This window comes from Streptomyces sp. NPDC052042, assembly GCF_044548345.1.
Taxonomy (GTDB): Bacteria; Actinomycetota; Actinomycetes; order Streptomycetales; family Streptomycetaceae; genus Streptomyces.
In genome coordinates, this window is the sequence record NZ_JBIUBU010000028.1 from 58722 (window position 1) to 84493 (window position 25772).

20 protein-coding genes are annotated in these 25772 nt (G+C 70.6%); 5 read left to right on the top strand and 15 right to left on the bottom strand.

Annotation, left to right across the window (positions count from 1 at the left end; all coding sequences use genetic code 11):
- Window positions 1–79: 79 nt before the first annotated feature.
- The 5 genes from ftsH to dacB form a co-directional block, all read right to left on the bottom strand.
- Entirely contained in the window at window positions 80–2110 is a 2031-nt protein-coding gene (gene ftsH, locus ACIHCL_RS31260; RefSeq protein ID WP_399867270.1) for an ATP-dependent zinc metalloprotease FtsH, read from the bottom strand.
- Between the two features lie 296 nt (window positions 2111–2406).
- Window positions 2407–2946: a hypoxanthine phosphoribosyltransferase gene (gene hpt / locus ACIHCL_RS31265; RefSeq protein ID WP_399867309.1), complete on the bottom strand. Its 540-nt coding sequence runs from the start codon at window positions 2944–2946 to the stop codon at window positions 2407–2409.
- A 113-nt stretch (window positions 2947–3059) separates the two neighbouring features.
- A complete protein-coding gene (tilS, locus tag ACIHCL_RS31270; RefSeq protein ID WP_399867272.1) occupies window positions 3060–4205 on the bottom strand; it encodes a tRNA lysidine(34) synthetase TilS in 1146 nt (381 codons plus the stop codon).
- Between the two features lie 199 nt (window positions 4206–4404).
- Window positions 4405–5535 (bottom strand): zinc-dependent metalloprotease, encoded by a 1131-nt coding sequence (locus ACIHCL_RS31275; RefSeq protein ID WP_399867273.1) that lies wholly within the window; start codon window positions 5533–5535, stop codon window positions 4405–4407.
- A gap of 320 nt (window positions 5536–5855) precedes the next feature.
- Window positions 5856–7379 carry a D-alanyl-D-alanine carboxypeptidase/D-alanyl-D-alanine-endopeptidase gene (gene dacB, locus ACIHCL_RS31280; RefSeq protein ID WP_399867274.1) on the bottom strand — a complete coding sequence of 508 codons (1524 nt, stop codon included), beginning with the start codon at window positions 7377–7379 and terminating at the stop codon, window positions 5856–5858.
- 86 nt (window positions 7380–7465) lie between these two features.
- On the opposite strand from dacB, the gene ACIHCL_RS31285 reads away from it, so the two are divergent.
- Both ACIHCL_RS31285 and ACIHCL_RS31290 read left to right on the top strand, forming a co-directional pair.
- Window positions 7466–7960, top strand: a complete 495-nt coding sequence (locus ACIHCL_RS31285; RefSeq protein WP_399867311.1) for an inorganic diphosphatase — start codon at window positions 7466–7468, stop codon at window positions 7958–7960.
- A 402-nt stretch (window positions 7961–8362) separates the two neighbouring features.
- Window positions 8363–10093, top strand: a complete 1731-nt coding sequence (locus tag ACIHCL_RS31290; protein ID WP_399867276.1) for a threonine/serine exporter ThrE family protein — start codon at window positions 8363–8365, stop codon at window positions 10091–10093.
- Window positions 10094–10320: 227 nt separating this feature from the next.
- Here ACIHCL_RS31290 and ACIHCL_RS31295 read toward each other — a convergent pair whose 3' ends face one another.
- Window positions 10321–11034, bottom strand: coding sequence for a DedA family protein (locus tag ACIHCL_RS31295; protein WP_399867278.1), 714 nt, complete (start codon window positions 11032–11034; stop codon window positions 10321–10323).
- A gap of 331 nt (window positions 11035–11365) precedes the next feature.
- Window positions 11366–12124: a MerR family transcriptional regulator gene (locus tag ACIHCL_RS31300; RefSeq protein ID WP_399867280.1), complete on the bottom strand. Its 759-nt coding sequence runs from the start codon at window positions 12122–12124 to the stop codon at window positions 11366–11368.
- Window positions 12125–13129: 1005 nt separating this feature from the next.
- On the opposite strand from ACIHCL_RS31300, the gene wrbA reads away from it, so the two are divergent.
- Together wrbA and ACIHCL_RS31310 are read left to right on the top strand one after the other, a co-directional pair.
- Window positions 13130–13753: an NAD(P)H:quinone oxidoreductase gene (wrbA, locus tag ACIHCL_RS31305; RefSeq protein ID WP_399867312.1), complete on the top strand. Its 624-nt coding sequence runs from the start codon at window positions 13130–13132 to the stop codon at window positions 13751–13753.
- A 233-nt stretch (window positions 13754–13986) separates the two neighbouring features.
- Window positions 13987–15411, top strand: a complete 1425-nt coding sequence (locus ACIHCL_RS31310) for a glutamate decarboxylase (protein ID WP_399867282.1) — start codon at window positions 13987–13989, stop codon at window positions 15409–15411.
- 87 nt (window positions 15412–15498) lie between these two features.
- Here the strand turns inward: ACIHCL_RS31310 and ACIHCL_RS31315 are convergent, their stop codons facing one another.
- The 4 genes from ACIHCL_RS31315 to ACIHCL_RS31330 form a co-directional block, all read right to left on the bottom strand.
- A complete protein-coding gene (locus tag ACIHCL_RS31315; protein ID WP_399867284.1) occupies window positions 15499–16140 on the bottom strand; it encodes a PadR family transcriptional regulator in 642 nt (213 codons plus the stop codon).
- Window positions 16141–16159: 19 nt separating this feature from the next.
- On the bottom strand, window positions 16160–16711 hold the full coding sequence (locus tag ACIHCL_RS31320) for a DinB family protein (RefSeq protein ID WP_399867286.1): 552 nt from the start codon (window positions 16709–16711) through the stop codon (window positions 16160–16162).
- Window positions 16712–16843: 132 nt separating this feature from the next.
- Window positions 16844–18301, bottom strand: coding sequence for an aldehyde dehydrogenase family protein (locus tag ACIHCL_RS31325; protein ID WP_399867289.1), 1458 nt, complete (start codon window positions 18299–18301; stop codon window positions 16844–16846).
- A gap of 53 nt (window positions 18302–18354) precedes the next feature.
- Window positions 18355–19239, bottom strand: coding sequence for a helix-turn-helix domain-containing protein (locus tag ACIHCL_RS31330; RefSeq protein ID WP_399867291.1), 885 nt, complete (start codon window positions 19237–19239; stop codon window positions 18355–18357).
- A 326-nt stretch (window positions 19240–19565) separates the two neighbouring features.
- Between ACIHCL_RS31330 and ACIHCL_RS31335 the strand changes: the two genes are divergently transcribed.
- Entirely contained in the window at window positions 19566–20063 is a 498-nt protein-coding gene (locus ACIHCL_RS31335) for an ATP-binding protein (RefSeq protein WP_399867314.1), read from the top strand.
- Window positions 20064–20584: 521 nt separating this feature from the next.
- On the opposite strand, the gene ACIHCL_RS31340 is transcribed toward ACIHCL_RS31335, so the two are convergent.
- The 4 genes from ACIHCL_RS31340 to ACIHCL_RS31355 all read right to left on the bottom strand — a co-directional run bounded on the left by ACIHCL_RS31340 (window position 20585) and on the right by ACIHCL_RS31355 (window position 25473).
- Complete coding sequence (locus tag ACIHCL_RS31340) at window positions 20585–20827, bottom strand: DUF397 domain-containing protein (protein ID WP_399867293.1); 243 nt, start codon at window positions 20825–20827, stop codon at window positions 20585–20587.
- 344 nt (window positions 20828–21171) lie between these two features.
- On the bottom strand, window positions 21172–23325 hold the full coding sequence (locus ACIHCL_RS31345; RefSeq protein ID WP_399867296.1) for an FUSC family protein: 2154 nt from the start codon (window positions 23323–23325) through the stop codon (window positions 21172–21174).
- A 76-nt stretch (window positions 23326–23401) separates the two neighbouring features.
- On the bottom strand, window positions 23402–24640 hold the full coding sequence (locus ACIHCL_RS31350) for a DUF2786 domain-containing protein (RefSeq protein ID WP_399867298.1): 1239 nt from the start codon (window positions 24638–24640) through the stop codon (window positions 23402–23404).
- A 185-nt stretch (window positions 24641–24825) separates the two neighbouring features.
- Window positions 24826–25473 (bottom strand): hypothetical protein, encoded by a 648-nt coding sequence (locus tag ACIHCL_RS31355; protein ID WP_399867301.1) that lies wholly within the window; start codon window positions 25471–25473, stop codon window positions 24826–24828.
- Window positions 25474–25772: the final 299 nt, after the last annotated feature.

Genomic DNA, 25772 nt, shown 5'->3' on the forward strand with positions numbered 1-25772 from the left:
CCCCCACAGGCTAGAACCTGCGAGGGCGCGGCATCCATTCCAAGTCCGGTCCGGCCCCGTGACAGAGACCACATCCGGGTCAGGACTCGGGGCGGTCCTCCGGCAGCTTCTCGGTGGCCGGGACGGCGTCCGTCGGGACGGCCGAACCATTCGCCGTGGTGGCGCCGTTGGTGAGGGCGAGCTCCTTCGGCGAGAGCACCGGGGGCCGCGTCGACGGGGTGCGCCGGGCGGAACCGGTCCACGCCGGACGGGCCGGACGCTTGACGATCGGGGCGAAGATCTCGGCGATCTCCTCCTTGCCGAGCGTCTCCTTCTCCAGGAGCTGGAGAACGAGGTTGTCCAGCACGTCGCGGTTCTCGACGAGGATCTCCCACGCGTCGTTGTGGGCGGTCTCGATGAGCTTCTTGACCTCTTCGTCGACGAGGGCCGCGACCTCTTCCGAGTAGTCGCGCTGGTGGCCCATCTCCCGGCCCACAAAGGGTTCGGTGTTGTCGCCGCCGAACTTGATCGCGCCGAGGCGCTCCGTCATGCCGTACTGCGTGACCATCGCGCGGGCCGTGGCCGTGGCCTTCTCGATGTCGTTCGCGGCACCGGTGGTCGGGTCGTGGAAGACCAGCTCCTCGGCCGCGCGACCGCCCAGCATGTAGGCCAGCTGGTCGAGCATCTCGTTGCGCGTCGTGGAGTACTTGTCCTCCTCCGGGAGCACCATCGTGTAGCCGAGGGCGCGACCGCGCGAGAGGATCGTGATCTTGTGGACCGGGTCCGCCTGCGGAGAGGCCGCCGCGACCAGGGCGTGTCCGCCCTCGTGGTACGCGGTGATCTTCTTCTCCTTCTCGGACATGATCCGGGTCCGCTTCTGCGGGCCCGCCACGACGCGGTCGATGGCCTCGTCGAGCATCTTGTTGTCGACGAGCTTCTGGTTGCTGCGCGCCGTGAGGAGCGCCGCCTCGTTCAGCACGTTCGACAGGTCGGCACCGGTGAAACCGGGCGTACGGCGGGCGACGGCGGCCAGATCGACGTCCTTCGCGACCGGCTTGCCCTTCTGGTGGACCTTGAGGATCTCCAGACGGCCCTGCATGTCCGGCCGGTCGACGGCGATCTGCCGGTCGAAGCGGCCCGGACGCAGCAGCGCCGGGTCGAGGATGTCCGGCCGGTTCGTGGCGGCGATCAGGATCACACCGCCCTTCACGTCGAAGCCGTCCATCTCCACGAGCAGCTGGTTCAGCGTCTGCTCGCGCTCGTCGTGGCCGCCGCCCATGCCGGCGCCGCGGTGCCGGCCGACGGCGTCGATCTCGTCGACGAAGACGATCGCCGGGGCGTTCGCCTTGGCCTGCTCGAAGAGGTCGCGGACCCGGCTGGCGCCGACACCGACGAACATCTCGACGAAGTCGGAGCCGGAGATCGAGTAGAAGGGGACGCCCGCCTCGCCCGCGACGGCGCGCGCGAGCAGCGTCTTACCCGTACCGGGAGGCCCGTACAGCAGGACGCCCTTGGGGATCTTGGCTCCGACCGCCTGGAACTTCGCCGGCTCCTGGAGGAACTCCTTGATCTCCTGGAGCTCCTCGACCGCCTCGTCGGACCCCGCCACGTCGGCGAAGGTCGTCTTCGGGGTGTCCTTGGTGATCAGCTTGGCCTTGGACTTCCCGAACTGCATGACCCGGGAGCCGCCGCCCTGCATCTGGTTCATCAGGAACAGGAAGACGATCACGATCAGGGCGAAGGGCAGCAGCGACAGGAGGATCGAGATGAACGGGGACTGCTTCGACGGGGAGACCGTGTAGCCCTTGTCGATCTGGCCGCCCTCGAACTTGCCCTGCAGCGTGTTGGCCAGCTCGACGCCCTGGTTGCCGATGTAGTTCGCCTGGAACTTGTCGCCGGACTCGCCCGAGAGCTTCTGGCCCTTTTTCAGCTCGATCTTGATGATCTGTTCGTCACCGGTGGTCAGCTTGGCCTGCGCCACCTGGTCCCTGCTGATCGCCTGGACCACCTTGCCGGTGTCCACCGATTTGTAGCCGCCCGACGAGCCGACGACCTGCATCAACACGACCACGGCGAGGACGGCCAGCACGATCCACATGACCGGCCCACGGAAGTATCGCTTCACGTCCATCCATACGGGGCGATGCCGCCCCGTCCCTCCTGCCCGTAGGTAAATGCTGCTGTGAGAAAAGACTGTTCTTCGGACGGTACCCCAGCATTGTCACCCGCGGCTGCCGGGGACGTCTGTCAAAACCGCCCTTCCACGTCTCAACGACGGGAATCGAGTAAAAGGTTCCCGTTGCCGGAGTTCCCGTCGTGTTCCGCCGCCGGTTCCCGTCCTCGGCACCGCCGGCTCCCGTCGTAGGGACCGGGAGGCGGCCGGGCGCCCGGACCGGAAGACGGCGGGGCTACGGGTCCGGGAGGCGGTCAGCCGCCGTAGACGTGCGGGGCGAGCGTGCCGACGAAGGGGAGGTTGCGGTACTTCTCCGCGTAGTCCAGCCCGTAGCCGACGACGAATTCGTTGGGGATGTCGAAACCGACCCACTTGCAGTCGAGCGCGACCTTGGCCGCGTCCGGCTTGCGCAGCAGCGTGCAGACCTCCAGGGACGCGGGCTCGCGCGACCCGAGGTTGGCCATCAGCCAGGACAGGGTCAGCCCCGAGTCGATGATGTCCTCGACGATCAGGACGTGCTTGCCCTTGATGTCGGTGTCCAGGTCCTTGAGGATCCGGACGACCCCGGAGGACTGGGTGCCCGCGCCGTACGACGAGACGGCCATCCAGTCCATGGTGACGGGGGTGGACAGCGCGCGCGCCAGGTCCGCCATCACCATCACCGCGCCCTTGAGGACACCGACGATGAGCACGTCCTTGCCCGCGTACTCCGCGTCGATCTTCGCGGCCAGCTCGACGAGCTTCGCGTCGATCTCTTCCTTGGTGATAAGCACCGACTGGAGGTCGGTGCCCATGTCCTTCTCGTTCACCCGCGTCTCTTTCTGTGCCTGCCGGGTCCGGGGCGGCGCCCCGTACCGGCGCGGCCCGTCGCCTGCGTGCCGACCGCTGGGTGCCGACCGCTCGTGCTTCAGCTCTGCCGGATCACAAGTCTGCCACCCTGGCGCATGGCCTCGACGCGGCCCGGCAGATTGATGGCCCGCTGGCCGCGCCAGCCGGTGATCAGGCGGTCGACCTCCTCGATGTGCCGGGCGAACAGCGATCCGGCCGGGGATCCGGCCTCCACGACGGCCCTGCGCAACACCCGGCGGCGCACGGCGGGCGGCAGCGCGAACAGCTTGGCGCACTCCAGCCGGCCCGTGTCGTCCCGGACGGTGCGCTCGGCCTCGGCGGCCCAGGTGTCCAGGGCGTCGGCGTCGTCGCGGGAGAGCTGGGCGGTGCGGGCCAGGGCCTCGACGACCCCCTTGCCGAGGGCCTTCTCCAGGGCGGGCAGGCCCTCGTGGCGCAGCCGGGAACGGGTGTAGGCGGGGTCGATGTTGTGCGGGTCGTCCCAGACGGGCAGGGACTGGACGAGGCAGGCCTTGCGGGCGGTCTGCCGGTCGAGCTGGAGGAAGGGACGGCGGTAGCGGCCGGACGTGGCGGCCATGCCGGAGAGGGAACGGATGCCGGATCCGCGGGCGAGGCCCAGCAGCACCGTCTCCGCCTGGTCGTCCCGGGTGTGCCCGAGCAGCACGGCGGCGGCCCCGTGCCGTTCGGCGGCCGCGTCCAGGGCGGCGTAGCGGGCGTCGCGGGCGGCGGCCTCGGGCCCGCCCTCGCGGCCGACCCGCACGGCGACGGACTCGACCGGATCGAGGTGCATGGCGCCGAGGCGGTCGACGACCTCGGCGGCCCGGGTGTCGGAGCCTTCCTGGAGGCCGTGGTCGATGGTGATGCCGCCGGCCCGGACGTCGAGCTTGCGTGCCTCGAAGGCGAGGGCCGAGGCGAGTGCCATGGAATCGGCGCCGCCGGAGCATGCGACGAGTACCAGCGGGGTAGCGGGGAGTGCGGGGCGCCGCCTGCCCGCACCGGTTCCGGCGAGGTCGGGACGTGGGAGACGCCGGTGGTGCTCGGTGGTGCGGGCGTGTTCGGCGTTGTCGCAGTAGCCGCTGCGGGCGTTGTCGCGGGGGTGCTGGGTGATGCGGGCGTGTTCGGTGGTGCGGGCGTGTTCGTTGAGTACGTCGTGGAGTACGCGGCGGACCGCCAGGCGTATCGCCGCGACCGCAGGATGGGGACCCATGTCCGGTGCCCTTCGTGGAGTGTCGGGAGTGCCTTGGAGTGACGGGACGAGCACATGTTCCGTCACTCAGAGTGCATCGATGGTGACAGAGGCAGGCTGTCCATCGAGCATTGCACGCCTTCCCTTGCCTCTACGGTCCCTCGGATGGGTGATTACCGGCGCGTTCTCGTCCTGTCGCACGCCGTCGGGGCCGTCAGGGTCAGGAGTCTGCCTTACGGTGCACCCTCGCGATCCAGTCCTCGGGCTTCGAGATCTCCGCCTTGGTGGGCAGAGTGTTCGGCGACGTCCAGACCCGGTTGAAGCCGTCCATGCCGACCTCGTCGACCACGGCGCGGACGAAGCGCTCGCCGTCGCGGTACTGGCGCAGTTTGGCATCGAGTCCGAGGAGCTTGCGCAGCGCCTGGTCGAGGCGGCCCGCACCGCGCGCCCGGCGCTGCTGGAACTTCTCCCGGATCTCGGCGACGGAGGAGACGACCTCGGGCCCGACACCGTCCATCACGTAGTCGGCGTGCCCTTCGAGCAGGGACATCACGGCGGTGAGCCGTCCGAGGATCTCCCGCTGGGTGGGCGTCTGGACGAGTTCGACGAGGCTGTGGCCCTCGTTCTCGCCGGTCTCCCCCTCGGGGCGGCCCCCGGCCAGGGACTGGGCGGCCTCGCGGAGCCGTTCCAGGAAGGTCATCGGGTCGACGTCGGTCTCTTCGAGGAATGCCTGGATCTCGCCCTGGAGGTGATCGCGCAGCCAGGGCACCCCGGTGAACTGGGTGCGGTGGGTCTCCTCGTGGAGGGCGACCCAGAGCCGGAAGTCGTGCGGATCGACCGCCAGCTCGCGTTCGACGTGGACGATGTTCGGGGCGACCAGCAGCAGCCGTCCGCCGTCGGCCGCGGCCGGGAACTCACGGCCGGCGGGGGCGAACGTCTCGTACTGGCCGAGGACCCGGGAGGCCAGGAACGACAGCAGCATCCCCACCTCGACGCCGGTCACCTTGCCGCCGACCGCGCCGAGCACGACGCCGCCGGGGCTGCTGCCCCGCCGCTCCCGCAGCTTCCCGAGCAGGGGGCGGAGCAGTTCGCGGAAGCCGTCGGCGTTGGCCCGGATCCAGCCGGCCCGGTCCACGACCAGGACCGGTGTGTCCTCCGGCTCGACCCCCTCGGGGATCATCCGGGTGAAGGAACGGACATGGTCCTCGGAAGCCCTGGCGTGCCGGCGCAGCTCCGCGACGACCGCGCGGGCCTCCTCGCGGCTGATCTCCGGCCCGGGCCGGACCAGCCGGGTCGCGGTCGCGACCGCGAGATTCCAGTCGACCATCTCGGCCCCACCGATGCTCGTCATGGGTCAACCGTACGTGCTCGGGTCCGTCCGCGCCGGGGTGTTGACGGGGTGCCGGGCGCGGGTGCCCGGTCCGGCCGTGGGGCGTCACGCGCACAGACCGGGTCCGGGCGCGCGGCAGGCGGGCGCGCGGCAGGCGGGCGGACGCGGACGGCACCGCCGAACCGGACGGACGCGGCAGCGGCAGCGGCAGCGGCAGCGGCACGAACGGGACGGCGGGCGGACACGGACAGGCTGGTACCGGGGACGGACGGGTGCGACGGACGGGCGGACCCAGGCGGCGGAGACGGGCGGCGGATACGGACGGGAGGATCCGGGCGGGGTCAGTCGGCGGGGGCGGCGAGGCTGGTGGCGAGGGCGTCGAGGGAGGACTGTGCCTCGGACGGGGAGGCGGTGCCCGATGCCAGGAAGGCGAAGGCCAGCAGTCGGCCCCGCGCGTCGACGACGGTGCCGGCGAGCGAGTTCACCCCGGTCAGGGTGCCGGTCTTGGCACGGACCAGCCCGGTGCCCGCGGACTTCGCTGTGTAGCGGTCGCTCAGGGTGCCGGTGAACCCGGCAACGGGGAGACCGGTGAGGACCGGGCGCAGCTCGGGGTGGGCGGGGTCGGCGGCGCGGGCGAGCAGCCCGGCCAGCAGCCCGGCGGTGACCTTGTCCTTGCGGTTCAGCCCGCTGCCGTCGGCGAGGTTCGCGCCCTTCAGGGGCAGGCGGAGCTTGCCGAGCTGCGCGGTGACGGCGCGTCGGGCGCCGTCGAAGTCGGCCGGTTCGCCCGCGGCGAGGGCGGTCTGCCGGGCGAGGGCCTCGGCGATGTCGTTGTCGCTGTTGGTCAGGGCGCGTTCGACCAGCGCGGAGAGCGGGGCGGACAGGTGCCGGGCGACCGGGCGGGAGTCGGCGGGGGCGCGGCCGGACGCCGGATCGGAGGACACGGCGATCCCCGCGTCGGCGAGCAGTCGGCCGAAGGCGCGGGCGGTGTCGCCGGCCGGGTCGTCGCTGCGCGGGGCGGGCCCGCTGTCGCTGCGGTCGAGCCGCCCCTCGTCGGTCATCAGGGCGGTGACGGGCGCGATGTTCTCGTTGCGGCCGATCGGGTGGCGGGCGGGGCCGGAGTAGCGGGAGGTGTCGTAGGTGAGGCGGACCTCGGTCACGCCCCGCCGCTTGAGGACGCGGGCGGTGTCGGTGGCCAGCGCGCGCAGGGCCGTCTTGTCGAGGGTGGGGTCGCCGCCGCCGACCAGGGTCACGGCGCGGAAGTCGGGGGACGCCCGGACCGCCGTGGCGATGCGGTGGTGGGGGCCGAGCGCGCTCAGGGCGGCGGCCGAAGTGGCGATCTTCACCGTGGAGGCGGGGGTCATGGGCTGGTCGGCGCCCTGCCCGTAGAGCCGCTCACCGGTGGCGGCGTCGATGACCACGGCGGCGCGCGCGGTGCCCAGGGCGGGGTCCTTCAGCAGCCGTCCGAGGGCGGCGGGCAGGACGGACGCCGTCCGGTCGGGGGCGGTACGGGCGTCGGGGGCGGAGTCGTCCGCGGTGTCGGCGGGCCCGGCATCGGCCGAGAGGGGGGCGAGGACGGGCGGGGCGCTGGGCGCGGGCCGCGCCCCGGACGGCGTCCCGTCTTCGTGATGTACGCCACCTGTGCCGCCACGGGCCGCGGCCCACTCCCGCTCGGCCTTACGCTGACCCGAGTCCCAGGGGCCGGCGGCAAAGGCGGCGCCGGCCGCGAGCACCAGGCCGAGGCCCGCGGCGACGGCCGTGAACTGTCGGTCGCTCAGCCCCTTCAGCCTGGTCGCGCCGCCTTTGCGGGTGAGCGCGCCCAGTCTGTCCAGCGGGTTGACCGACGGTCTCTTCACCGGCTCGTCCACCGTTGACCAGCCCCTTTCGCGAGCACACTTCTGCGTGGGGGACACTTAATCACCAGTCGTATGTCTTGATCATGGAGGAACCACCCGTGGAGTTCGACGTCACCATCGAGATTCCGAAGGGTTCGCGGAACAAGTACGAGGTGGACCACGAGACCGGCCGGATCCGTCTGGACCGTCGGCTCTTCACCTCGACGAGCTACCCGGCGGACTACGGCTTCGTCGAGAACACCCTCGGCGAGGACGGTGACCCGCTGGACGCGCTGGTCCTCCTGGACGAGCCGACCTTCCCCGGCTGCCTCATCAAGTGCCGCGCCATCGGCATGTTCCGCATGACGGACGAGGCCGGCGGCGACGACAAGCTGCTGTGCGTGCCGGCCTCCGACCCCCGGATGGAGCACCTGCGCGACATCCACCACGTGTCGGAGTTCGACCGCCTGGAGATCCAGCACTTCTTCGAGGTCTACAAGGACCTGGAGCCCGGCAAGTCGGTCGAGGGCGCCGACTGGGTGGGCCGCGCCGAGGCCGAGGCCGAGGTCGAGGCGTCCTTCAAGCGCCTGGAGGCGCACGGCGGCGCCCACTGACCCGAGGGCACCGGCCCCGGCCCGCTGAGCACCGGTCCGCCGGTCGCCGGCCTGCCGGACACCCGCCCGGGACACCGGCCCGAGGGCACCGGCCCGAAAGGTCCTGAGCACGCCGCACGGTTCCGTTCGTGCTTCTGTCCGTGGTTCTGCACGTGGTTCCGTTTTCACGTGGTTCCGTTTTCGCGGGTGCGGCCCTGGTGTCCGTACCGCAGGCGGGCGGCGCTCCTTTCTCCGAGGCGCCGCCCGTTCCGCGTCTCCGCCGCGTCCGTGCGTCCCGTCCCCCCGGCCCGTCCTCGCGTCCCCGCCCGGCCCGTACCGGTACGGGGGCCGCCCGTGCTCATACTGGGACAGCGGCACAAGGCGAAAGCGCGCCGCCCAGGAGGAGTAGGAGGAGCTGGTCGAGTGGTGGCGGAATCGGGCGGTCCGGAGGACCGGAAGCCCCAGTCCGACGAAGCGCGCAGCGCCTTCGTCCCTCCGGCCGGGGTGGAAACGCCCACGACGCCGCCGGAGGACGACCACCCGACGTCGGAATTCGCCGTCCCGGCCGGTCTGATGACCGACGCCCAGGGACCGGGCACGGGTTCCGCTTCAGGTTCCTCCTCCGGCTCGGGCCCGGGTTCCGGTTCCGGGCCCGGACCGGGGTCGGACATCGGCTCCGCCTTCGCCCCGCCGAGCACGTACCGCGCCCACCACTCGCCTCCCGCCTTCACCCCCGCGCACGGCAGCCCGGTGGTCCGGCTGACGAAGGAGGCCCCCTGGCAGGACCGGATGCGCACGATGCTGCGCATGCCGGTCGCCGAGCGTCCCGCGCCCGAGCTGGTGCAGAAGTCCGACGAAACCGGCCCCGCGGTGCCGCGCGTGCTCGACCTGACGCTGCGCATCGGGGAGCTGCTGCTCGCCGGCGGCGAGGGCGCCGAGGACGTCGAGGCGGCGATGTTCGCGGTGACCCGCAGCTACGGGCTGGACCGCAGCGAGCCCACGGTCACGTTCACCCTGCTGTCGATCTCGTACCAGCCGTCGTTGGTGGACGACCCGGTGACGGCCAGCCGCACCGTGCGGCGCAGGGGCACCGACTACACCCGGCTGGCCGCCGTCTTCCAGCTCATCGACGACATCACCGCCGGGGACGTCGAGGTCACGCTGGAGGACGCCTACCGGCGCCTGGCGGAGATACGGCGCAACCGGCACCCGTACCCCGGCTGGGTGCTGACGCTGGCCAGCGGCGGTCTCGCGGGGGCGGCCTCGGTGCTGGTCGGAGGTGGCGCGCTGGTGTTCGTGGTGGCCGCGATCGGCGCGATGCTGGGCGACCGGCTCGCCTGGTACTGCGCCGGGCGCGGGCTGCCGGAGTTCTACCAGTTCGTCGTGGCGGCGATGCCGCCCGCGGCACTGGGCGTGGCGCTGACCCTGACCCACTGGGCGGATCTGCGGCCGTCCGCGGTCATCACGGGTGGGCTGTTCGCGCTGCTGCCCGGACGGGCCCTGGTGGCGGGCGTGCAGGACGGGCTGACCGGCTTCTACATCACGGCCGCCGCGCGCCTGCTCGAAGTCATGTACCTGTTCATCGGCGTCGTCGTCGGTGTGCTGCTGGTGCTGTACATGGGCGTTCAGCTCGGTGCCCAGCTGAATCCGGGGACGAGGTTCTTCGTCCCCGACCGGCCCGTGGTGCAGATCCTCGCCTCGATGGCGCTCTGTCTCGCCTTCGCGATCCTGCTCCAGCAGGACCGTTCCACGGTCCTCGCGGTGACCCTGAACGGGGCCGTGGCCTGGGTGATCTACGGGGCGATGGCCCGCACCGGCCATATCTCGCCGGTGCTGGCGACGGCGACGGCGGCCGGTCTGGTGGGCCTGTTCGGACAGCTCTTCTCCCGCTACCGGCACAGCTCGTCGCTACCGTTCATCACGGCGGCAATCGGCCCGCTGCTGCCCGGTTCGGCCACGTACTTCGGTCTGCTCGCCGTCGCACAGGGGGACACGAACGCCGGGCTGGCGTCACTGTCCACCGCGGTGGCGACGGCGCTGGCCATCGCGATCGGGGTGAACCTGGGAAGCGAGATGTCCCGGATGTTCATGCGGGTACCAGGGGCGGTCGGCGGAGCGAACCGCCGCGCGGCCAAGCGCACACGCGGTTTCTGAGCCGGGCGCCGGGCCCGGAAAGGCCGGGTGCCGGTACGGACGGCCGGGTGCCCGTACGGACGGCCGGGTACCGGTACCGACGGCCGGAGATCGGTGCCGATGCCGGAGGCCGGAGGGCGATACCGATGCCGGAGGCCGGAAGCAGGCGCCCTACGCCACGGGGGCGTACGCGTGGTTCGCGTACGCCCCCGTGGGAAGCAGGTGGTATGGGCCCGTGCGGCCCCGAATCAGCGCTTGGCGTGACGCCCGCGCTGGACCGCGACCCGGCCGTTGCCCCCGGCCGCCCCGTCGGCCGCGGCCATGCCCGCCGCCGCTTCCTTCTTCGCCTTGGAACGGGCCCGCAGGAACTCGATCACGATCGGCACCACCGAGATGAGCACGATCAGGATGAGGATCGCCTCGATGTGCTCGTGGACGAACTCGATCTTTCCGAGGGCGGAGCCCAGAAGCGTGACACCGACCCCCCAGAGCACGCCACCGACGATGTTGAACACGATGAACGAGCGGTAGTTCATCCGGCTCACGCCGGCGATGATCGGCGTGAACGTACGCACGATGGGGACGAAGCGGGCCAGGATCAGCGACTTCGGTCCGTACTTCTCGAAGAACTCGTGCGCCTTCTCGACGTTCTCCTGCTTGAAGAAGCGGGAATCCGGACGGTTGAAGAGCGCCGGGCCGACCTTGCGGCCGAAGAGATATCCCACCTGGTCGCCGACGATCGCCGCGACGGCCACCAGCGTGCAGACCAGCCAGAGCGGGGACCTCAGCTGGTCCGTGGTCACCAGCAGACCCGTGGTGAAGAGCAGCGAGTCACCGGGCAGGAAGAAGCCGATCAGCAGACCGGACTCGGCGAAGACGATGAGAAGGACGCCGGGGAGTCCGAAGGTGTTGATGAGATAGTCCGGGTCCAGCCAGCTCGGTCCGAGCGCAAGCGTATTCAAGGGTCCGGGCTCCTGAGTCGGTCAATGGCGGCTGCGTGGCCGCCGACAACTGCGTGGCCGCCCAAAGCTATCAACGCAGGATGACGCCACTGCGTTCCAGTCTCCCCCACGGCGATACGGACCGGGCCAACCGGGACAAAGCACTCCCCTGGCCCTCGGGGGGAGCCCCCTAACCAGTTCCACACGTACGGCACGCGCAGAGAAACGCGCAGGGCGTACGGTCCGCCCGGCGCGTGCGGCACGTGGCCCGTACACACCGGACGGACCACGGACCGCCCCCACCCGCACACACTCCGTACGGGACAGCTCCCGGCTGGTGCCGGGAGCAGCGCTAGGAGAGGCGTGCCGCATTGGCGGCGACGGCGTCACGCAGGTGCTCGGCCATGCCGGGCCGTATCGACTCGTAGAAGGCGCGGAACCGCGGGTCGGACACGTACATCTCCGCGAGCTCCCGGTGCATCTCGGGCGTGCACTCGTAGAACCCCTGGGTGATGTGCTGCCGGTGGGCTTCGGCCAGCTCCATCGCGCGCTCGCCGGTGGGCGGTTCGCCGGCCTCCATCAGCGCGCTGTAGGCGGCGCCCCAGTCGGCCGCCTCCGCCTGCATCCGCTTCCAGTCCTCCTTCGTGTACCGGGCGGCCCGGCGCTGCGACTCGGCATAGGCGTCGGTGCCGCCCCAGCGGGCTTCGGCCTCCTCGGCGTGCTCCTCGGGATCCCTGTCCCCGAATACCTCGAACTTCTCCTCCGGCGTGAGATTGATGCCCATCCTCCGTGCCTCCATGGCTGTCTCAACGGCGTCTGCCATCCTCTGGAGCTCGGCGATCCGGTCGGACAGCAGCCGGTGCTGGCGGCGCAGGTGTTCCCGCGGGTCCGCGTCCGGGTCGTCGAGCAGTACCGCGATCTCGTCGAGCGGGAAGCCCAGCTCCCGGTAGAACCGGATCTGCTGCAGCCGGTCCAGGTCCGCGTCGTCGTAGCGGCGGTGACCGGAATGGCTGCGCCCACTGGGCGAGAGCAGTCCGACGGCGTCGTAGTGGTGCAGCGTGCGCACCGTGACCCCGGCGAATCCGGCGACCTGCCCCACGGAGTAGTCCATGTCTCTCCCCTCGCGGCCTCTCGTCCTTCTCCGTTCTCCACCGGATACGCCCCTCGGGGCACATCCCCCTCGGGCACATCCGCCCTCGGACCCGCCCCGCAGACCTCCGGTGCGTCCCGGACGCGAACACGTCCCGCTCTCGGGTACGTCCCGAGTCTGCGCCCTGACGTCACGTGAGGTGCAAGCCGGATGCGGATCCTCCCGGCCGAGCCCGGGATGTCGCGTACCACCGGTACGAAACCGGCCCGTGCACCCCACCGGTACGCAACGGCTCACGCACCGGACCCGCATACCGCCGGGACGGGACCGCCCCGTGAACGAACGACCCAGGCCACGCCCGGCGGGAAACGGCGGGTGCTCTCGTTCGCGAACGCATGCATTGACTGTGCGGAACCGGACGGTCCCTGGTAGTTGTTTCGGCGGGGTGCGGGCGCAGGCCCGCAGCGGTACGCCTCGACCTCACCGCCGCGCCTTCCTTCGAAGGCGACGAGCCCGCGGTCGTCGTCACCGCGGGCAGCACGACCCTGCGCGTACCCCGCGATGTCTTCAACGTTCACGTCATCTGGCGCAGTCCGGACGGGTGGGGCGGTCGGGACACGGACATCGCGTTGGGGTCCGCCGATGCGTGACCCCCATCGGCGGGAAGTCCTGTGCCCCCGGCGACACGGAGGCGTGTGACCCCACCGCACGAGGCGTCATGTCCAGCACGCGTGTGTCCAGCACGCGTGCGTCCGGCCGGAGATGACGGACCGGAAGGCGACGCGAGGTGAGGTGCCCGTTCGGCGCCCTGCGCCCGTTCGGCGCGGCGCGACGCAGCCGTCCGGCTCGACGCCCCCGCTCGGCGCGATGCCCCCGTACGACACCGCTCGGCGCCGCTCGGCGCGATGCCCCCGTACGACGCCCCTCGACGCGCCGGATGCCCGCATCTTCCGTATCGTCACCTCCGTATGGACACATCCGGATCATTCGGATGTGGTCCCGCATGCCCTGCCGGAGGTCTCCGCGATGCCCACGCCCGTCAATGTCGCCGTCATCTACTACTCCTCGACCGGTACGGTCGCCACGATGGCCAAGGCCATCGCGCAGTACGCCGAGAAGGCCGGCGCGCAGGTGCGGCTGCACAAGGCGGCCGAACTCGCCCCGCAGGCCGCCATCGACTCCAACCCCGCCTGGGCCGCCAACGCGAACGCGACCGCCGACATCGCCGTGGCGTCGCCCGACGACATGATCTGGGCGGACGCCGTGATCTTCGGGACGCCCACCCGCTTCGGCAACGTCACCTCCCAGCTGAAGCAGTTCCTGGACACCCTCGGCGGCCTCTGGCAGGCGGGCCGGCTCGCCGACAAGGTGTACAGCGGCTTCACCTCCACCAGCACCGCGCATGGTGGCCAGGAATCCACGCTGCTGGCCCTCTACAACACGGTCCACCACTTCGGCGGCATCCTCGTCGCCCCCGGTTACACGGCCCCCTCCAAGTTCGCCGACGGGAACCCGTACGGGACCTCGCACGTGGCGGGGCAGGGCGACATCCCGGTCGGCGAGCCGACCCTGACCGCCGCCCGCGTCCAGGCCGAACGGGTCGTGAAGTTCGCCCGCGCCCTCAAGGACGGCCTCGCCGCCGAGATGTGAGCCCGAGCGCCCCGCGCCCTCCGGCACCCCGCGGCCACGCCTCGCGTCCCCGCCGCACAGCTCCGGCCGAAGCCTCGTCACGCGGCCCCGATCGAGCGCTAACGCCTGGCACCGCGTCACAGCACGAAGACCACTGAGAACCGACAAGTCGGAAAGTAGGCAAACCCAGAAGTCGAGAAACCCAGAAGTCGAGAAGCGCCAGAAGACGAGAAGACGAGAAGAGCTGTCCGCCGATGCCTCTCCACACAGGTTCGACCCGGGGTACGGAGCCGTCCCCGGAACGCCGCAGGCTCGCCCTCAACCCTTTCTTCGGGGAGGCCGATCCGGTCGCCAGTATGGAGACGGCGCCGCCCCGGCACCGGCTCCCCGACGGGCCGATGCCGCCGTCGACCGCGTACCAGCTCGTCCACGACGAGCTGATGCTGGACGGCAACGCACGGCTCAACCTCGCCACCTTCGTCACCACCTGGATGGAGCCCCAGGCCGGAGTGCTGATGGGCGAGTGCTGCGACAAGAACATGATCGACAAGGACGAGTACCCGCGCACCGCCGAACTGGAGCGCCGCTGCGTGGCGATGCTCGCCGATCTGTGGAACGCACCCGATCCGTCGGCCGCCGTGGGCTGTTCGACGACCGGCTCCAGCGAGGCGTGCATGCTCGCGGGGATGGCGCTGAAACGCCGCTGGGCGGCCCGGAACTCCGACCGCTACCCGGCGTCCGCCCGGCCGAACCTGGTCATGGGCATCAACGTGCAGGTCTGCTGGGAGAAGTTCTGCAACTTCTGGGAGATCGAACCGCGGCAGATCCCGATGGAGGGCGATCGCTTCCATCTCGATCCGCAAGCGGCGGCCGACCTCTGCGACGAGAACACCATCGGCGTCGTCGGCGTCCTCGGCTCCACCTTCGACGGCTCGTACGAACCCATCGCGGAACTCTGCGCGGCCCTGGACGCGCTTCAGGAGCGCACCGGCCTCGATATCCCCGTCCATGTGGACGGGGCGTCCGGCGGGATGATCGCGCCGTTCCTGGACCCGGACCTGGTGTGGGACTTCCGACTGCCCCGGGTCTCCTCGATCAACACGTCGGGCCACAAGTACGGCCTGGTCTACCCGGGTGTCGGCTGGGCGCTGTGGCGCTCGCCCGCCGAACTCCCCGAGGAACTGGTTTTCCGGGTCAACTATCTGGGCGGCGACATGCCGACCTTCGCGCTGAACTTCTCCCGGCCCGGCTCCCAGGTGGTCGCGCAGTACTACACGTTCCTGAGGCTGGGCCAGGACGGCTACCGGGCCGTCCAGCAGTCGTCACGGGACATCGCCTGCGCACTGGCGCGGAAGATCGAGGAGTTGGGAGACTTCCGGCTGCTGACGCGGGGCGATCAACTTCCCGTCTTCGCGCTGACCACCGCACCGGACGTGGCGGCGTACGACGTCTTCGACGTGTCGCGGCGGCTGCGCGAGCAGGGCTGGCTGGTGCCCGCGTACACCTTCCCCGCCAACCGGCAGGACCTGTCCGTGCTGCGGGTGGTGTGCCGCAACGGCTTCTCTTCGGACCTCGCGGAACTGCTCATGGAGGACCTGCGGCTGATCCTTCCCGACCTGCGTCGGCAGCCGCACCCGTTGAACAAGGACAAGCGGGTGGCGACGTCCTTCCACCACTGACTCTCCGCCGGAATCCCGGCCGGGCCGACGAAATCCCGGCAGTACCGACGGACTCCCGGTCCGGCCGCGCCGGCGCCTCCCGCTCGGCTACTCGTCGTCACCGGGGTCATGGACGCCCGTCGCGTACGGGTTCACCTGGCCCTCGGCGAGCACACCGACGAAGGGTTCCCCCTCCCCTGCGAAGGTGTACGCACCACCCTCGATGCGGGCGATCAGTCCGCGGGTCCACTCGGCGTCCGCGTCCGCGGAGTGGACCCACATGTTCATGATCTCCCCGATGTGCCCGATCGACTCGGGCCCCTCCTCCGGCGTGTAGTACCCGGTGACCGAGGCCCGCCATGCCGCGAGACCGGCCACCCGCTGCTTGAGCAGCGCGACGGCCTCGGACCGCTCCAGGTCGACGATGCCGCCGAGGCCCGCCGCCAACACGTCCGGCTTCTGGTCGTGCGAGGTAAGAGCCTTGCGCAGCAGCGCCAGATACTCCTCGTTGCCCCGTTCGGTGATCTCGTACTCGGTACGGGGCGGACCGCCCACCGTGCTCGGGGCGGTCTCGTGCGCGAGCAGCAGCCCCTGCTTCGCCATCTGCTTCAGCGCGTGGTAGATCGATCCGGGCTTGGCGTTGGACCACTCGTGGGCGCCCCAGTACTCGAGGTCGTTGCGGACCTGGTAACCGTGCGCCCGGCCGTGCTGACGCACGGCGCACAGGACCAGCAGCCGGATCGCGGACATGTCACGCACCCTCTCCTAATCAACTTTGATCAGCGTAACGCTCCGCCTTGGCGACCAGCTCGAACGCGGTGCTCCCGTCCAGGGACTCCCGGATGATGTCGGCGTGCCCGGCGTGCCGCGCGTGCTCCTCGACGAGATGGAGCAGCAGCCACCGCATCGAAACCCGCCCCTCTTCGGGGAACCAGGGTGCTTCGGGCAGCGGGAAGGTGTCGTCCAGGCTGGGCACCGAGCGGATGAACTCCTCGACCTGGGCCGCGACGTCGTCCCAGAACGCCAGCATCCCCGCCACGGTCTCGTCGCCGACGAGCCGAAAGCTGTCCGCCCAGGTCTCCTCGTTGCGCGAGGTCTCGCTCGGCCGCTGCTGGGCCATGCGCAGCCAGTTGAGCTCGGTCTCGGCGACGTGCTTGAGCAGCCCGGACAGGGACAGCTCGCTCGCGCTGGGCCGACTCGCCGCCTGCTGCGCGGACAGACCGAGCAGCGAGCGCCGGATCGCGCCGCGCTGCGCCTCGACGAAGGAGAGAAGCGCGCCGCGCTCGTCGCCGAAGGCTTCTGCGGGAACGTGAGTGACCATGATGTCCACCTCGGGAACCGTGCCGGTTTCTTCTGACACCAGGCACGCTAGGCGCCCATGAGGTCAGTTCCCGTCCTCATTCGCGCCCCGCCGGAACATAGGAACCCGTACGCGCCGAAGCGCCTTGCGGCACTAGAAGGGGAACGCGCTCCGTCCGTGCTGGATGGACACCCACGTCTGGGTGGTGAAGGCTTCCACGGCCGCCTCGCCGTTGAGCCGGCCGATCCCGGAGGACTTCTCGCCGCCGAAGACCACCAGCGGGTCGTCCTGGACGGTGGAGCCGTTGACGTGGAACATCCCGCTGACCACCCGGTGCGCGAACCGCACCCCGCGTTCGATGCCGCGGGTGTGGACGGCGCCGCTCAGACCGTACGGGGTGGCGTTGGCGATGCGCACGGCCTCGTCCTCGCCGTCGAACGCCATCAGCACCACCACCGGGCCGAATATCTCCTGGGACAGCAGCGGCGAGTCCTCCGGCAGCCCGGTGAGCACGGTCGGCTCGACGAGGTTGCCACGCGTACGGCCCCGCACGGGCGCGGTGGCCCCCTCGGCGAGGGCCTGCTCCACGAGGGCGGTCAGCGCCTCGGCCTGGAAGGTGCTGATGACCGGACCGATCTGGGTCCGCGGGTCACGGGGGTCGCCGGTCCGCAACGCCGCCACCCTGGCGGTGAACTTCTCGGTGAACTCCCGCTCGACGCGGCGGTCCACCAGGATGCGGTTGGCGGCCGTGCAGACCTGCCCCTGGTACATGAAGCGGCTGAAGACGGCGGCGTCGACGGCGTGGTCGACGTCCGCGTCGTCCAGCACCACCAGGGCGCTGTTGCCGCTCAGTTCGAGGATCGTGCGCTTGAAATGCCCGGCGGCGACGGCGGCGACGTGTCGACCGACCCGGTCGGTGCCCGCGAAGGAGATGGCCTTGGGCACGGGGTGCTCGATGAAGGTGTCACCGATCTCGGCGACATCGGTGATCAGTACGTTGAGCAGCCCCGCGGGCAGCCCGGCGTCCTCGAAGATCTTCGCCAGCAGCACACCGCCGGCGACCGGGGCGTTCTGATTGGGTTTGACCACGACGGCGTTGCCGAGCGCGAGAGCCGGTGCGACGGACTTCATCGCCACCAGGAAAGGGAAGTTGAAGGGGCTGATGACGCCGACGACGCCAATCGGCCTGCGATGGACGCGGTTCTCCTTGCCGTCCACCGGAGAGGGAAGAATGCGGCCCGAGGGGCCCAGTCCCAGCCGTGTCGCGTCGCGCAGGAATTCCCTGGCGGCATGGATCTCCAGCTCCGCCTTGGAGCGGGTGCCGCCCAGTTCGTCGATGATCACCTCGACGATGGCTTCGTGCCGTTCCCCGATGACGTGCAGGGCGCGCTCCAGAATGGCGCGGCGTGCGTACGGTTCCGTGGCGGCCCACGACCGCTGGGCGCGTTCGGCGGCGCGGTAGGCCAGGTCGACTTCCCGTGTGGTCGCGATGGTGATCGCGGCGAGTTTCTCACCGTTGTAGGGATTGAAATCGATGATGTCCCACGAGCCTGTTCCGGTCCGCCACTCGCCGTCGATGTACTGGTCGGCCAGCTCGTAGAAGAACGACATACGATCCCCAACTCAGGTGCAGACTCCCATCGGACCGTCATCGTAACGATGAATCAGGTGAGTTGGAGGAGACCGCGAAGGAGATCCCGGCTCTCCTCGGGGTCGGGGCTGTCCTCGTGCAACCGCGTCATGGCCTTTTCGTACTGAGCGACTTCTTCTGCCTTGTCCAGATAGAGCGCACTTGTCAGCTGCTCCAAGTAGACAATGTCCGACAGATCGGATTCCGGGAATCGGAGCATGGTGAAAGAGCCGCCCTCTCCCGCGTGTCCGCCGAAACTGAAGGGCATCACCTGAAGGGTGACGTTGGGGTGCTCGGACATTTCGATGAGATGCCGCAACTGCCCCTGCATCACGTCGCGGTCCCCGTAGGGGCGTCGGAGTGCCGCCTCGTCCAGCACCGCGTGGAAACGGGGCGCGCTTTCGGAGACGAGGGCCTTCTGGCGTTCCAGTCGCAGGGCCACGCGGCGTTCGACCTCGACGGCGGGGGCGTCATCGCCCATCCCCCGGGTGACGACCGCGTGGGCGTACGCCTCCGTCTGCAACAGCCCGTGCACGAACTGGACTTCGTACACCCGGATGAGCGAAGCCGCCCCCTCCAGCCCTACGTAGGTCTGGAACCACCCCGGCAGTACATCGCTGTAACTGTGCCACCACCCCGCCAGGTTGGCCTCGCGCGCCAGGCCGAGCAGGGCCTCGCGTTCCGCCTCGTCCGTGACTCCGTAGAGCGTGAGCAGGTCCTCGACGTCCCTGGCCTTGAAGCTCACCCGTCCCAACTCCATGCGGCTGATCTTGGATTCCGATGCTCGGATGGAGTAGCCGGCCGCCTCGCGGGTGATCCCACGCGAATCGCGCAACCGCCTGAGCTGTGAGCCCAGCAGGATGCGCCGCACCACAGATCCACTCGACTCGCCTGCCACCACTGGCCCGGTCCTCCCCATCGCTTCCTGGACAAGGGCTTCCCCCGGAACCCCAAGTGCCGGATTCTGCCACCAAAACGCTTCGCCCCGTACTCATTCGATTACGCAGACGGGAAGGGCTTCGTAAAGCTACGAAAATCGCCCCCAGGAAGAAATGGCCAAGAACCGGCACGGGTGCGGACAGGTCCGGCGCGTGCACGTGCATCTGCCCTTGCATCTGCCCGGCGCATTCGGAACGATGGCCATCGCGCACCTGCGTGCTCGTTCGTGTTGTGCCGCTGTACCCCGTAGTACCGATACAGCCGCGAATCCCGGGAGTGCCTCGCATGGGGACGAATGGATCGACGATGCTCGCGCCGTTACGGCAAGGGCTTCCACCCATCGATCCCGCAGCCGTCTCCGGCTCGGCCACCTGCACCCTGCCGGCCCACTATGAGGCCGTCGGCGGAGCAAGGCGGTTCACCAGGACCACCCTGACCGGCTGGGGGCTCGACGACCGCTTCGACGACGTCGCCCTGGTCGTCTCCGAGCTGGTCACCAACGCACTGCGTCACGCGGTTCCCTCGGACCCCTCGGCCGAGCCCCAAGAACCACCCGTACGACTGCACTTGATGCGTTGGAGCTCGCGCCTGGTGTGCGCGGTGCGCGACCCCAGTCAGGAGGGCCCGATCGCCTCGGAGGCGGCGGACTCCGCGGAGTCGGGGCGCGGTCTCTTCCTGGTGGAGTCCATCAGCGACTCATGGGGGTGGTACCCCTCCCCCTTCCTGGGCGCGGAGGTGGGCGCCGGAGTGATGCCGCGCGGCAAGGTCGTCTGGGCGCTGTTCCGGCTGGCCCACGGCCGGTGAGGCCGCCCGTACGGCGAAGCCCTTGGGCTCGTTGAGCCGGGAGATTTCTCACACCCGGGCACCCTCGCGTCCGACAGGCCGACCCCACCGCACACCCGGCGGCCCCGTACGCCCGACCGCACCGCACGTCCAGCGGCCCCGTATACCCGCACGCCCGGCGCATCCCGACGCGCCCCGTCGCTCCCCGCACCACCCGGTGCGGCGCGACGCCCTACAGTCCCGCGCGGACGACGACAGAGGGCGGACGGCGCACGGTCCAGGGTGGTACTCCACGGCGGCGGTGGCCCCCCGCGTCGGTGATCCACGGCGGCGGGCGAGCCCCGCGTCGGTGATCCACGGCGCGCGACGGCCGACGCGCGCCGATGCCCGCGTCCGTGAATGCCGATTCGGCGGTCCACCACGCGCGACGACGGGCGCCCCGGGCAAGGGGCGAACGACCGACGGAGGGCACCGCCCAACCGGACCTCAGACCCCACTCACCCTCGAACTCCGGTTGTACGAACGTCCGTTGAGGACCACTATCAACCGCCCGCGATGAGATGGTCGAACTCGCCATCCTTCACGCCGAGCAGCAACGCCTCTATCTCGGCCGGTGTATAGACCAGGGCCGGACCGTCGGGGTGACGCGAATTCCGCATCGCCACATCTCCCCCGGGCAGTTTCGCGAACTCCACACAGGAACCCTGGGAGTTGCTGTACCTGCTCTTCTGCCAGACGACTCCGCGAAGCTCTGTGGCCGCCATGCCGTTGTACACGTGGTGCACAGGACGCTCCCCGAGTTACAAGGTGCAAGTGTCAACTGTCTCGGATCATAACCTTGTTCAGATATCCCTGCATGAGCAGATGCATGCGCGGATGCACGTGCACACGGGGTGTTCCCGCGATTACAGTCTCAGACGCGGGAAGAGGCATCCAGGATGCCTCTTCGCTTCCACTACCCCGACTCGGGCACCCCATCCCGATACCGCATGCCGGTGGCCCGGACGGCCTTTATGCCGCACAAGGGGGGAATTCCAGATGCGGAAAGTCAGAGACTCCGGCGCTCTGAACCCGTCGGCCCCGGCGCGGAGGCGAAGGCGAACGAGGCATCCGGCGGACGCCGGGCCCGTCAGCCCGCCCTCCTCCCAGGAGGGTTGACGACGGGGGCGCCGTCCAGCCCCCGGGAGAACTCCTCCAGGGCTTCGAGCAGCAGCCCCGCCCCGCTGCGTACGACGGGGTCGGTGTCCCCCTCGACCGTCCCCTGACGCGCGTCCCACCGCTCCAGCACCTCGCGCACCTCCTCCCAGTCCGGCACCCGCCGCTCCCGTACCTCCTTCGCACCCCGCTCGGTGGACCGGCGCAGCGCCTCGGCCAGCGGCCCGGCCTCCGGTACGGGGGTGGCGGCGCCGCACGGGAGATGTGCCTCCAGCAGCATCGTGACCCGCCCGAACTCGGCCAGGGCATGTTCGGCGTCGTCGGCGGCGGAACGAGACAGTCCGCGGTTGCGCACCGGCTCGTGCTGGGCGGCGGCCACCGCCTCCTGCCAGGCGACCCGGGCCTCGCGGGTGTCGAGCAGCGCGGCGCGCACGTCGTCCTGGGCGGGCCCGGCCGGTTCGGCGTACCGGCCGACGACCGCCGCCGCGTACCGCCCGCCCGCCTTCAGCCAGTCGCCGAGCCTGCCGCGCAGCCGCGGGGTCTCCCAGGCCGGGTAGACGGCGTACGAGATCATCGCGAGGAGGCCGCCGACGAGGGTCAGGACGACACGTTCCGGCACGGTCTGCGACCAGTTGTCGCCGGCCATGCCGAGCAGGAACACGACATAGGCGGAGACGCACGCCTGGCCGACCACGTACCCGGTCCGCATCAGCAGGTACATCAGCAGTGCGCAGCACACGGCGAGCACCGCCGACGCCTTCACAGCGGGGGTGGCGGTCTGGACGATGGCGGTGGCGAGCGACACCCCGACGATCGTGCCGCCGAAACGGGCCACGGCCCGCCCGTATGTCTGGGAGAACTCCGGTCGCATCACCATCACGGCCGCCATCGGCGCCCAGTAGCCGTGGCCGAACGGCAGCGCGGCGCCGAAAAGGTAGCCGATGGCGGCGACGACGGCGACCCGCACTGCGTGCCGCAGGATCGGGGAACCGGGGCGTAGTTCGGCGCGCATGGCGCGCGCCACGACGGGGACCATCCGCAGCAGGGTGGGGCGGTGGCGGTGCGGGGCGGCAGGCGCCTCCTGCCCCTCCGCCCGGAGGGCCTCGGCGGCCTGTTCGGCCCGCGCCTGGTCGTCCTTGGTGCCCTCGCCCTCGGCGGTCTCGATGACGTCGGAGAGAAGGGTGTCGAGCCGTTCGGCGGCGCGGCGGGGCGGGCCTTCGAGGAGGGAGCCGGTGTCGGGGGTCTTCAGCGCGGCGACGGCGGACGGGGACAGCTTCACCGGATCGCCGTGCCGGATCGCGCGGGCCGCCGAGTCGAGTACGGAACCGGCGGCGGCGAGAAGTTCGCGCACCCGGTCCCGCTCCGGGCCTTCGGGGGGTACGCCCATCGCGGGGTCCGCGAGCGAGGCGAGCACCGGCCTGATCCGTTCGGCGACACCGCGCGAACCGCGCAGTTCAGGCGGGCGGCGGCGGGCCTGCCAGGGCGTGACGGCGGCCGCGTTGCGGGCGGTCATCAGCGGCACGGGGTCGAACGGGGCGAGCGGGTCGTGCCTCAGCCGACGGGCGTAGTCGGCCTCGGCGGCCAGGGCGTCGGCGAGCGCGTCGCGCTGGGCGCCCCATCTACGGACCGGGAAGAGGACGATCAGCCCCGCCTGTACGACACCGCCGAACAGGATCATCGCGGCGTGCACGGCCGAGTTCGCGACGGAGGAGGGCAGGGTGACCGTCACCAGCATGATCGCCACGTTGGACGACGCGATGAGTCCGCCCGTCGGCCCGGCCGCCCACGCCAGACCCGCGAGGAAGGTCCAGAGCACCAGTAGGGCCAGGAACAACCACAGGTGGGAACCGGTGAGATAGCCGAGGAAGGTCGACACGGCGAGACTCGCCCCGGAGACCAGCGCGAGCACGGGCCGGGGACGCCAACTGCGCTGGAACGTGGCGATGGCCGCTTGGAACGCGCCGAACGCGGAGCTCGCGGCGACAACGGGCCCGAAGAACACGAGGCTGATCCCGATGACGAGGGCCAGCCCGGCCGCACCGCGGATCGCGATGAGCGGTTCGAGACGCCGCCGCTCGATCGTCAGCCCCGAGCGGGCCGTCTCCTTCAGCGCCCGGAGCCAGCTCATGCCCAGAGGGTAACCGGAATACCCCTTTCACCCGAATTGCCAGACTTCGGAGTCACCCCGTAGAGCCGGGGCCTCCTCACTTCCCCCGCCCCGCCCCGGGACGCGTCCCGCGCCCGCCGGTGATGCCGGGCCCCGGCCCGCCCGTCCTGGCACGGTCCGCGGCGGCCGTTCCGTCGTTCCATCCGTCGAGGTCGGTGACGCCCCGGACCCTGGTGGTCGTGGTCTGCGGGAACATCCGCTCGGCAGCCTCCGTGACGGCGACATCGCGGGCCGCGAGAACCGGAAGCAGACGGGCCGCCGACGCCCCCTCGCTCCCGTTCGGCGCTCCGTCCGTAGCCGCTCCCCCTCCCTCGGCCTCCGCCTCGGCCGCGGTGACGCGGGCGGTGTCGGCGGCGAGCCGGTCGCCCAGGCGCTGGGCGTACGCCATCAGGAAGGACTGCCGGAACGTCTTGGTGCGCTTGCGTCCGCCGGCCCGTTGACCGGCCTCCGCCTTCGTCATCGCCGCCGTACCCTGAACCAGCAGGGACGTGTACAGCACCTCCACCGCCTCCAGGTCCGGTCCGAAGCCGACCACCGTGGAAAAGCCGAGGTCGCCGTTCCACACCGCACGGCAGCGGTTGGCCGAGGCGACCGCGTCGAGCAGGATCGCCTTCGCCGTCTCGTACGGAGCGTCGACGCCGATCCGGCACGCGCCCGGCGCCTCCGCGCTGTGGGTACGGGCGGCGAGCAGGGCCTCGTCGATGGAGTGCCGAGCCATCAGCTCCTGCGCCTTGGTGGTGAGGGCCTCCGCCTCCTCCGGGAAGCCGGTCGCCTCCGCCTTGGCGAGCAGGGCGCGGATACGGGTCAGCATCCGCGGTTCGCCGTGTACGGGCGGCAGGGGACGCCCGGTCGCGGAGGCACCGGGCGGTGGGCCGACAGGTTCGATGGCGGGGAGCCTGAGCAGCAGCCGGTACAGCCCGAGGACGGCGGAGGCATAGGAGAACCGGTCGGGCCGGTTACGGGCGGGCGAGGATGGCAACCTGTCGATCTGTTCCCGCCAGCGGGGTGGCAGCCCCTCGTACCGTCCGGTTTCCGAGGCGACCAGCCCGGCGACGATCCCGGCAGCCGTCTCGTCGAGTTCACGGCGGACGAAGCGAATGAGGTCGGCAGGCTGCCAGCCGCGCTCCCAGGCCCGGCGGACGAACTCCTCACCGCGCCGGACAAGCTCCGCGTCGGCAGCAGGTTCGGCGGCCAGGAGCGAGGCTCCGGTGTCGAGACCGGCGTCGCCGTCCGAATAGAGGGCCACCGCGAACGCCTGGTCGATCACCGATTCCATGAGGTCAGCGTAGGCAGGGCGCCCGGCGACCGGGACGCCGGGCGAGCCCGCCCTCGCGCCCGTACCGACAGGCTGTAGGGATCTACCCACACCTTTGTCCACAGCCTGTGGATATCTAACGCTTCTCCCCGCTCCCTCATCCGCTCTCCGTTCCTCCGCCTCCCCGCACTTACCCGAACGCGGCACTACTCCTCGCCGACCCGGCGGTCCGCGTCCCCGTGCACGCGCCGCACTTCCCGCAGGACCCGCCCCACCAACAGGCCCCTGAGCGGATCCGTCACGCCCCAGGCATGCGTCGGCGAGCGTGGCGGGCGGATCACCGGGCCCCCGGGCACGGCCGTGAGCGCGACGAGGGCGTCTCCGAACTGGCCCGGTCCGGTCCGGTCCGGACCGGGCTGCGGAAGATCCACAACCGTCACACCGCGTAGTTCACGGTGGAGGCGGGAGGCGAGCATGCCTGGAAGGCGAGGTTCGCCGTAGGGGGAGAGCACGTCGTTCTCAGAGGTGCGCCATCCGGTGTCGGTCAGTCGGTACAGGGTGCCCGAGACCCCGTGGAGGCAGGGTTTCCGTACCCGAAGCACGGCGTAGTCGACCGTGCCGAGGAACGGGCACTGACGGACGGATACCCGCGCGTGCTCGGCGCACAGGGGCGGCATGGAGGTGATGGACCTCTCGGGCCAGGTCGGGGGCGAGTCCGGGCGCCGCCAGTCGAGGAACAACCAGCCGTTCCGGTCCCGGCCGGCAGGCCCACCGCAGATCTGGCACAGCAGTTCCTCCATGCACGCGCGCTGCCGCCGCACGTTCATGCGGTTGTAGAGGACGCGCCCGCCCATGGACTCGGACAGGCGGACCCACAGGTTTCCGTGGTGGTCACGGTCCTCCGGACGCGGATTACGGTACGCGAGCCGGGGCCGCCGAAAGCGAACTCGATCGTCAACTCCGATTTCCGGACAGGAAGTTCGGTGGAGCGCGAGGCAATACAGGGAGTCAAGAGAGGCACGATTCCCTGCTTCTTGGTTCGCGATTCTGGATCTTTCGGGCTCTCCTGCCGTATGTGTGGGCGCTCTGACCTGGCCGGATACGTGAAACACGCCGTTCCCTGCGAAGCTTGAGGTCTCTAGTCACAAGCTCA

Bases quoted from the DNA above. Each gene is read 5' to 3' on its own strand.
- ftsH (WP_399867270.1), bottom strand. From the start codon at position 2,110: ATGGACGTGAAGCGATACTTCCGTGGGCCGGTCATGTGGATCGTGCTG.
- hpt (WP_399867309.1), bottom strand. From the start codon at position 2,946: ATGGGCACCGACCTCCAGTCGGTGCTTATCACCAAGGAAGAGATCGAC.
- tilS (WP_399867272.1), bottom strand. From the start codon at position 4,205: ATGGGTCCCCATCCTGCGGTCGCGGCGATACGCCTGGCGGTCCGCCGC.
- ACIHCL_RS31275 (WP_399867273.1), bottom strand. From the start codon at position 5,535: ATGACGAGCATCGGTGGGGCCGAGATGGTCGACTGGAATCTCGCGGTC.
- ACIHCL_RS31300 (WP_399867280.1), bottom strand. From the start codon at position 12,124: ATGGACTACTCCGTGGGGCAGGTCGCCGGATTCGCCGGGGTCACGGTG.
- wrbA (WP_399867312.1), top strand. From the start codon at position 13,130: ATGCCCACGCCCGTCAATGTCGCCGTCATCTACTACTCCTCGACCGGT.
- ACIHCL_RS31310 (WP_399867282.1), top strand. From the start codon at position 13,987: ATGCCTCTCCACACAGGTTCGACCCGGGGTACGGAGCCGTCCCCGGAA.
- ACIHCL_RS31315 (WP_399867284.1), bottom strand. From the start codon at position 16,140: ATGTCCGCGATCCGGCTGCTGGTCCTGTGCGCCGTGCGTCAGCACGGC.
- ACIHCL_RS31320 (WP_399867286.1), bottom strand. From the start codon at position 16,711: ATGGTCACTCACGTTCCCGCAGAAGCCTTCGGCGACGAGCGCGGCGCG.
- ACIHCL_RS31325 (WP_399867289.1), bottom strand. From the start codon at position 18,301: ATGTCGTTCTTCTACGAGCTGGCCGACCAGTACATCGACGGCGAGTGG.
- ACIHCL_RS31330 (WP_399867291.1), bottom strand. From the start codon at position 19,239: ATGGGGAGGACCGGGCCAGTGGTGGCAGGCGAGTCGAGTGGATCTGTG.
- ACIHCL_RS31335 (WP_399867314.1), top strand. From the start codon at position 19,566: ATGCTCGCGCCGTTACGGCAAGGGCTTCCACCCATCGATCCCGCAGCC.
- ACIHCL_RS31345 (WP_399867296.1), bottom strand. From the start codon at position 23,325: ATGAGCTGGCTCCGGGCGCTGAAGGAGACGGCCCGCTCGGGGCTGACG.
- ACIHCL_RS31350 (WP_399867298.1), bottom strand. From the start codon at position 24,640: ATGGAATCGGTGATCGACCAGGCGTTCGCGGTGGCCCTCTATTCGGAC.
- ACIHCL_RS31355 (WP_399867301.1), bottom strand. From the start codon at position 25,473: ATGGGCGGGCGCGTCCTCTACAACCGCATGAACGTGCGGCGGCAGCGC.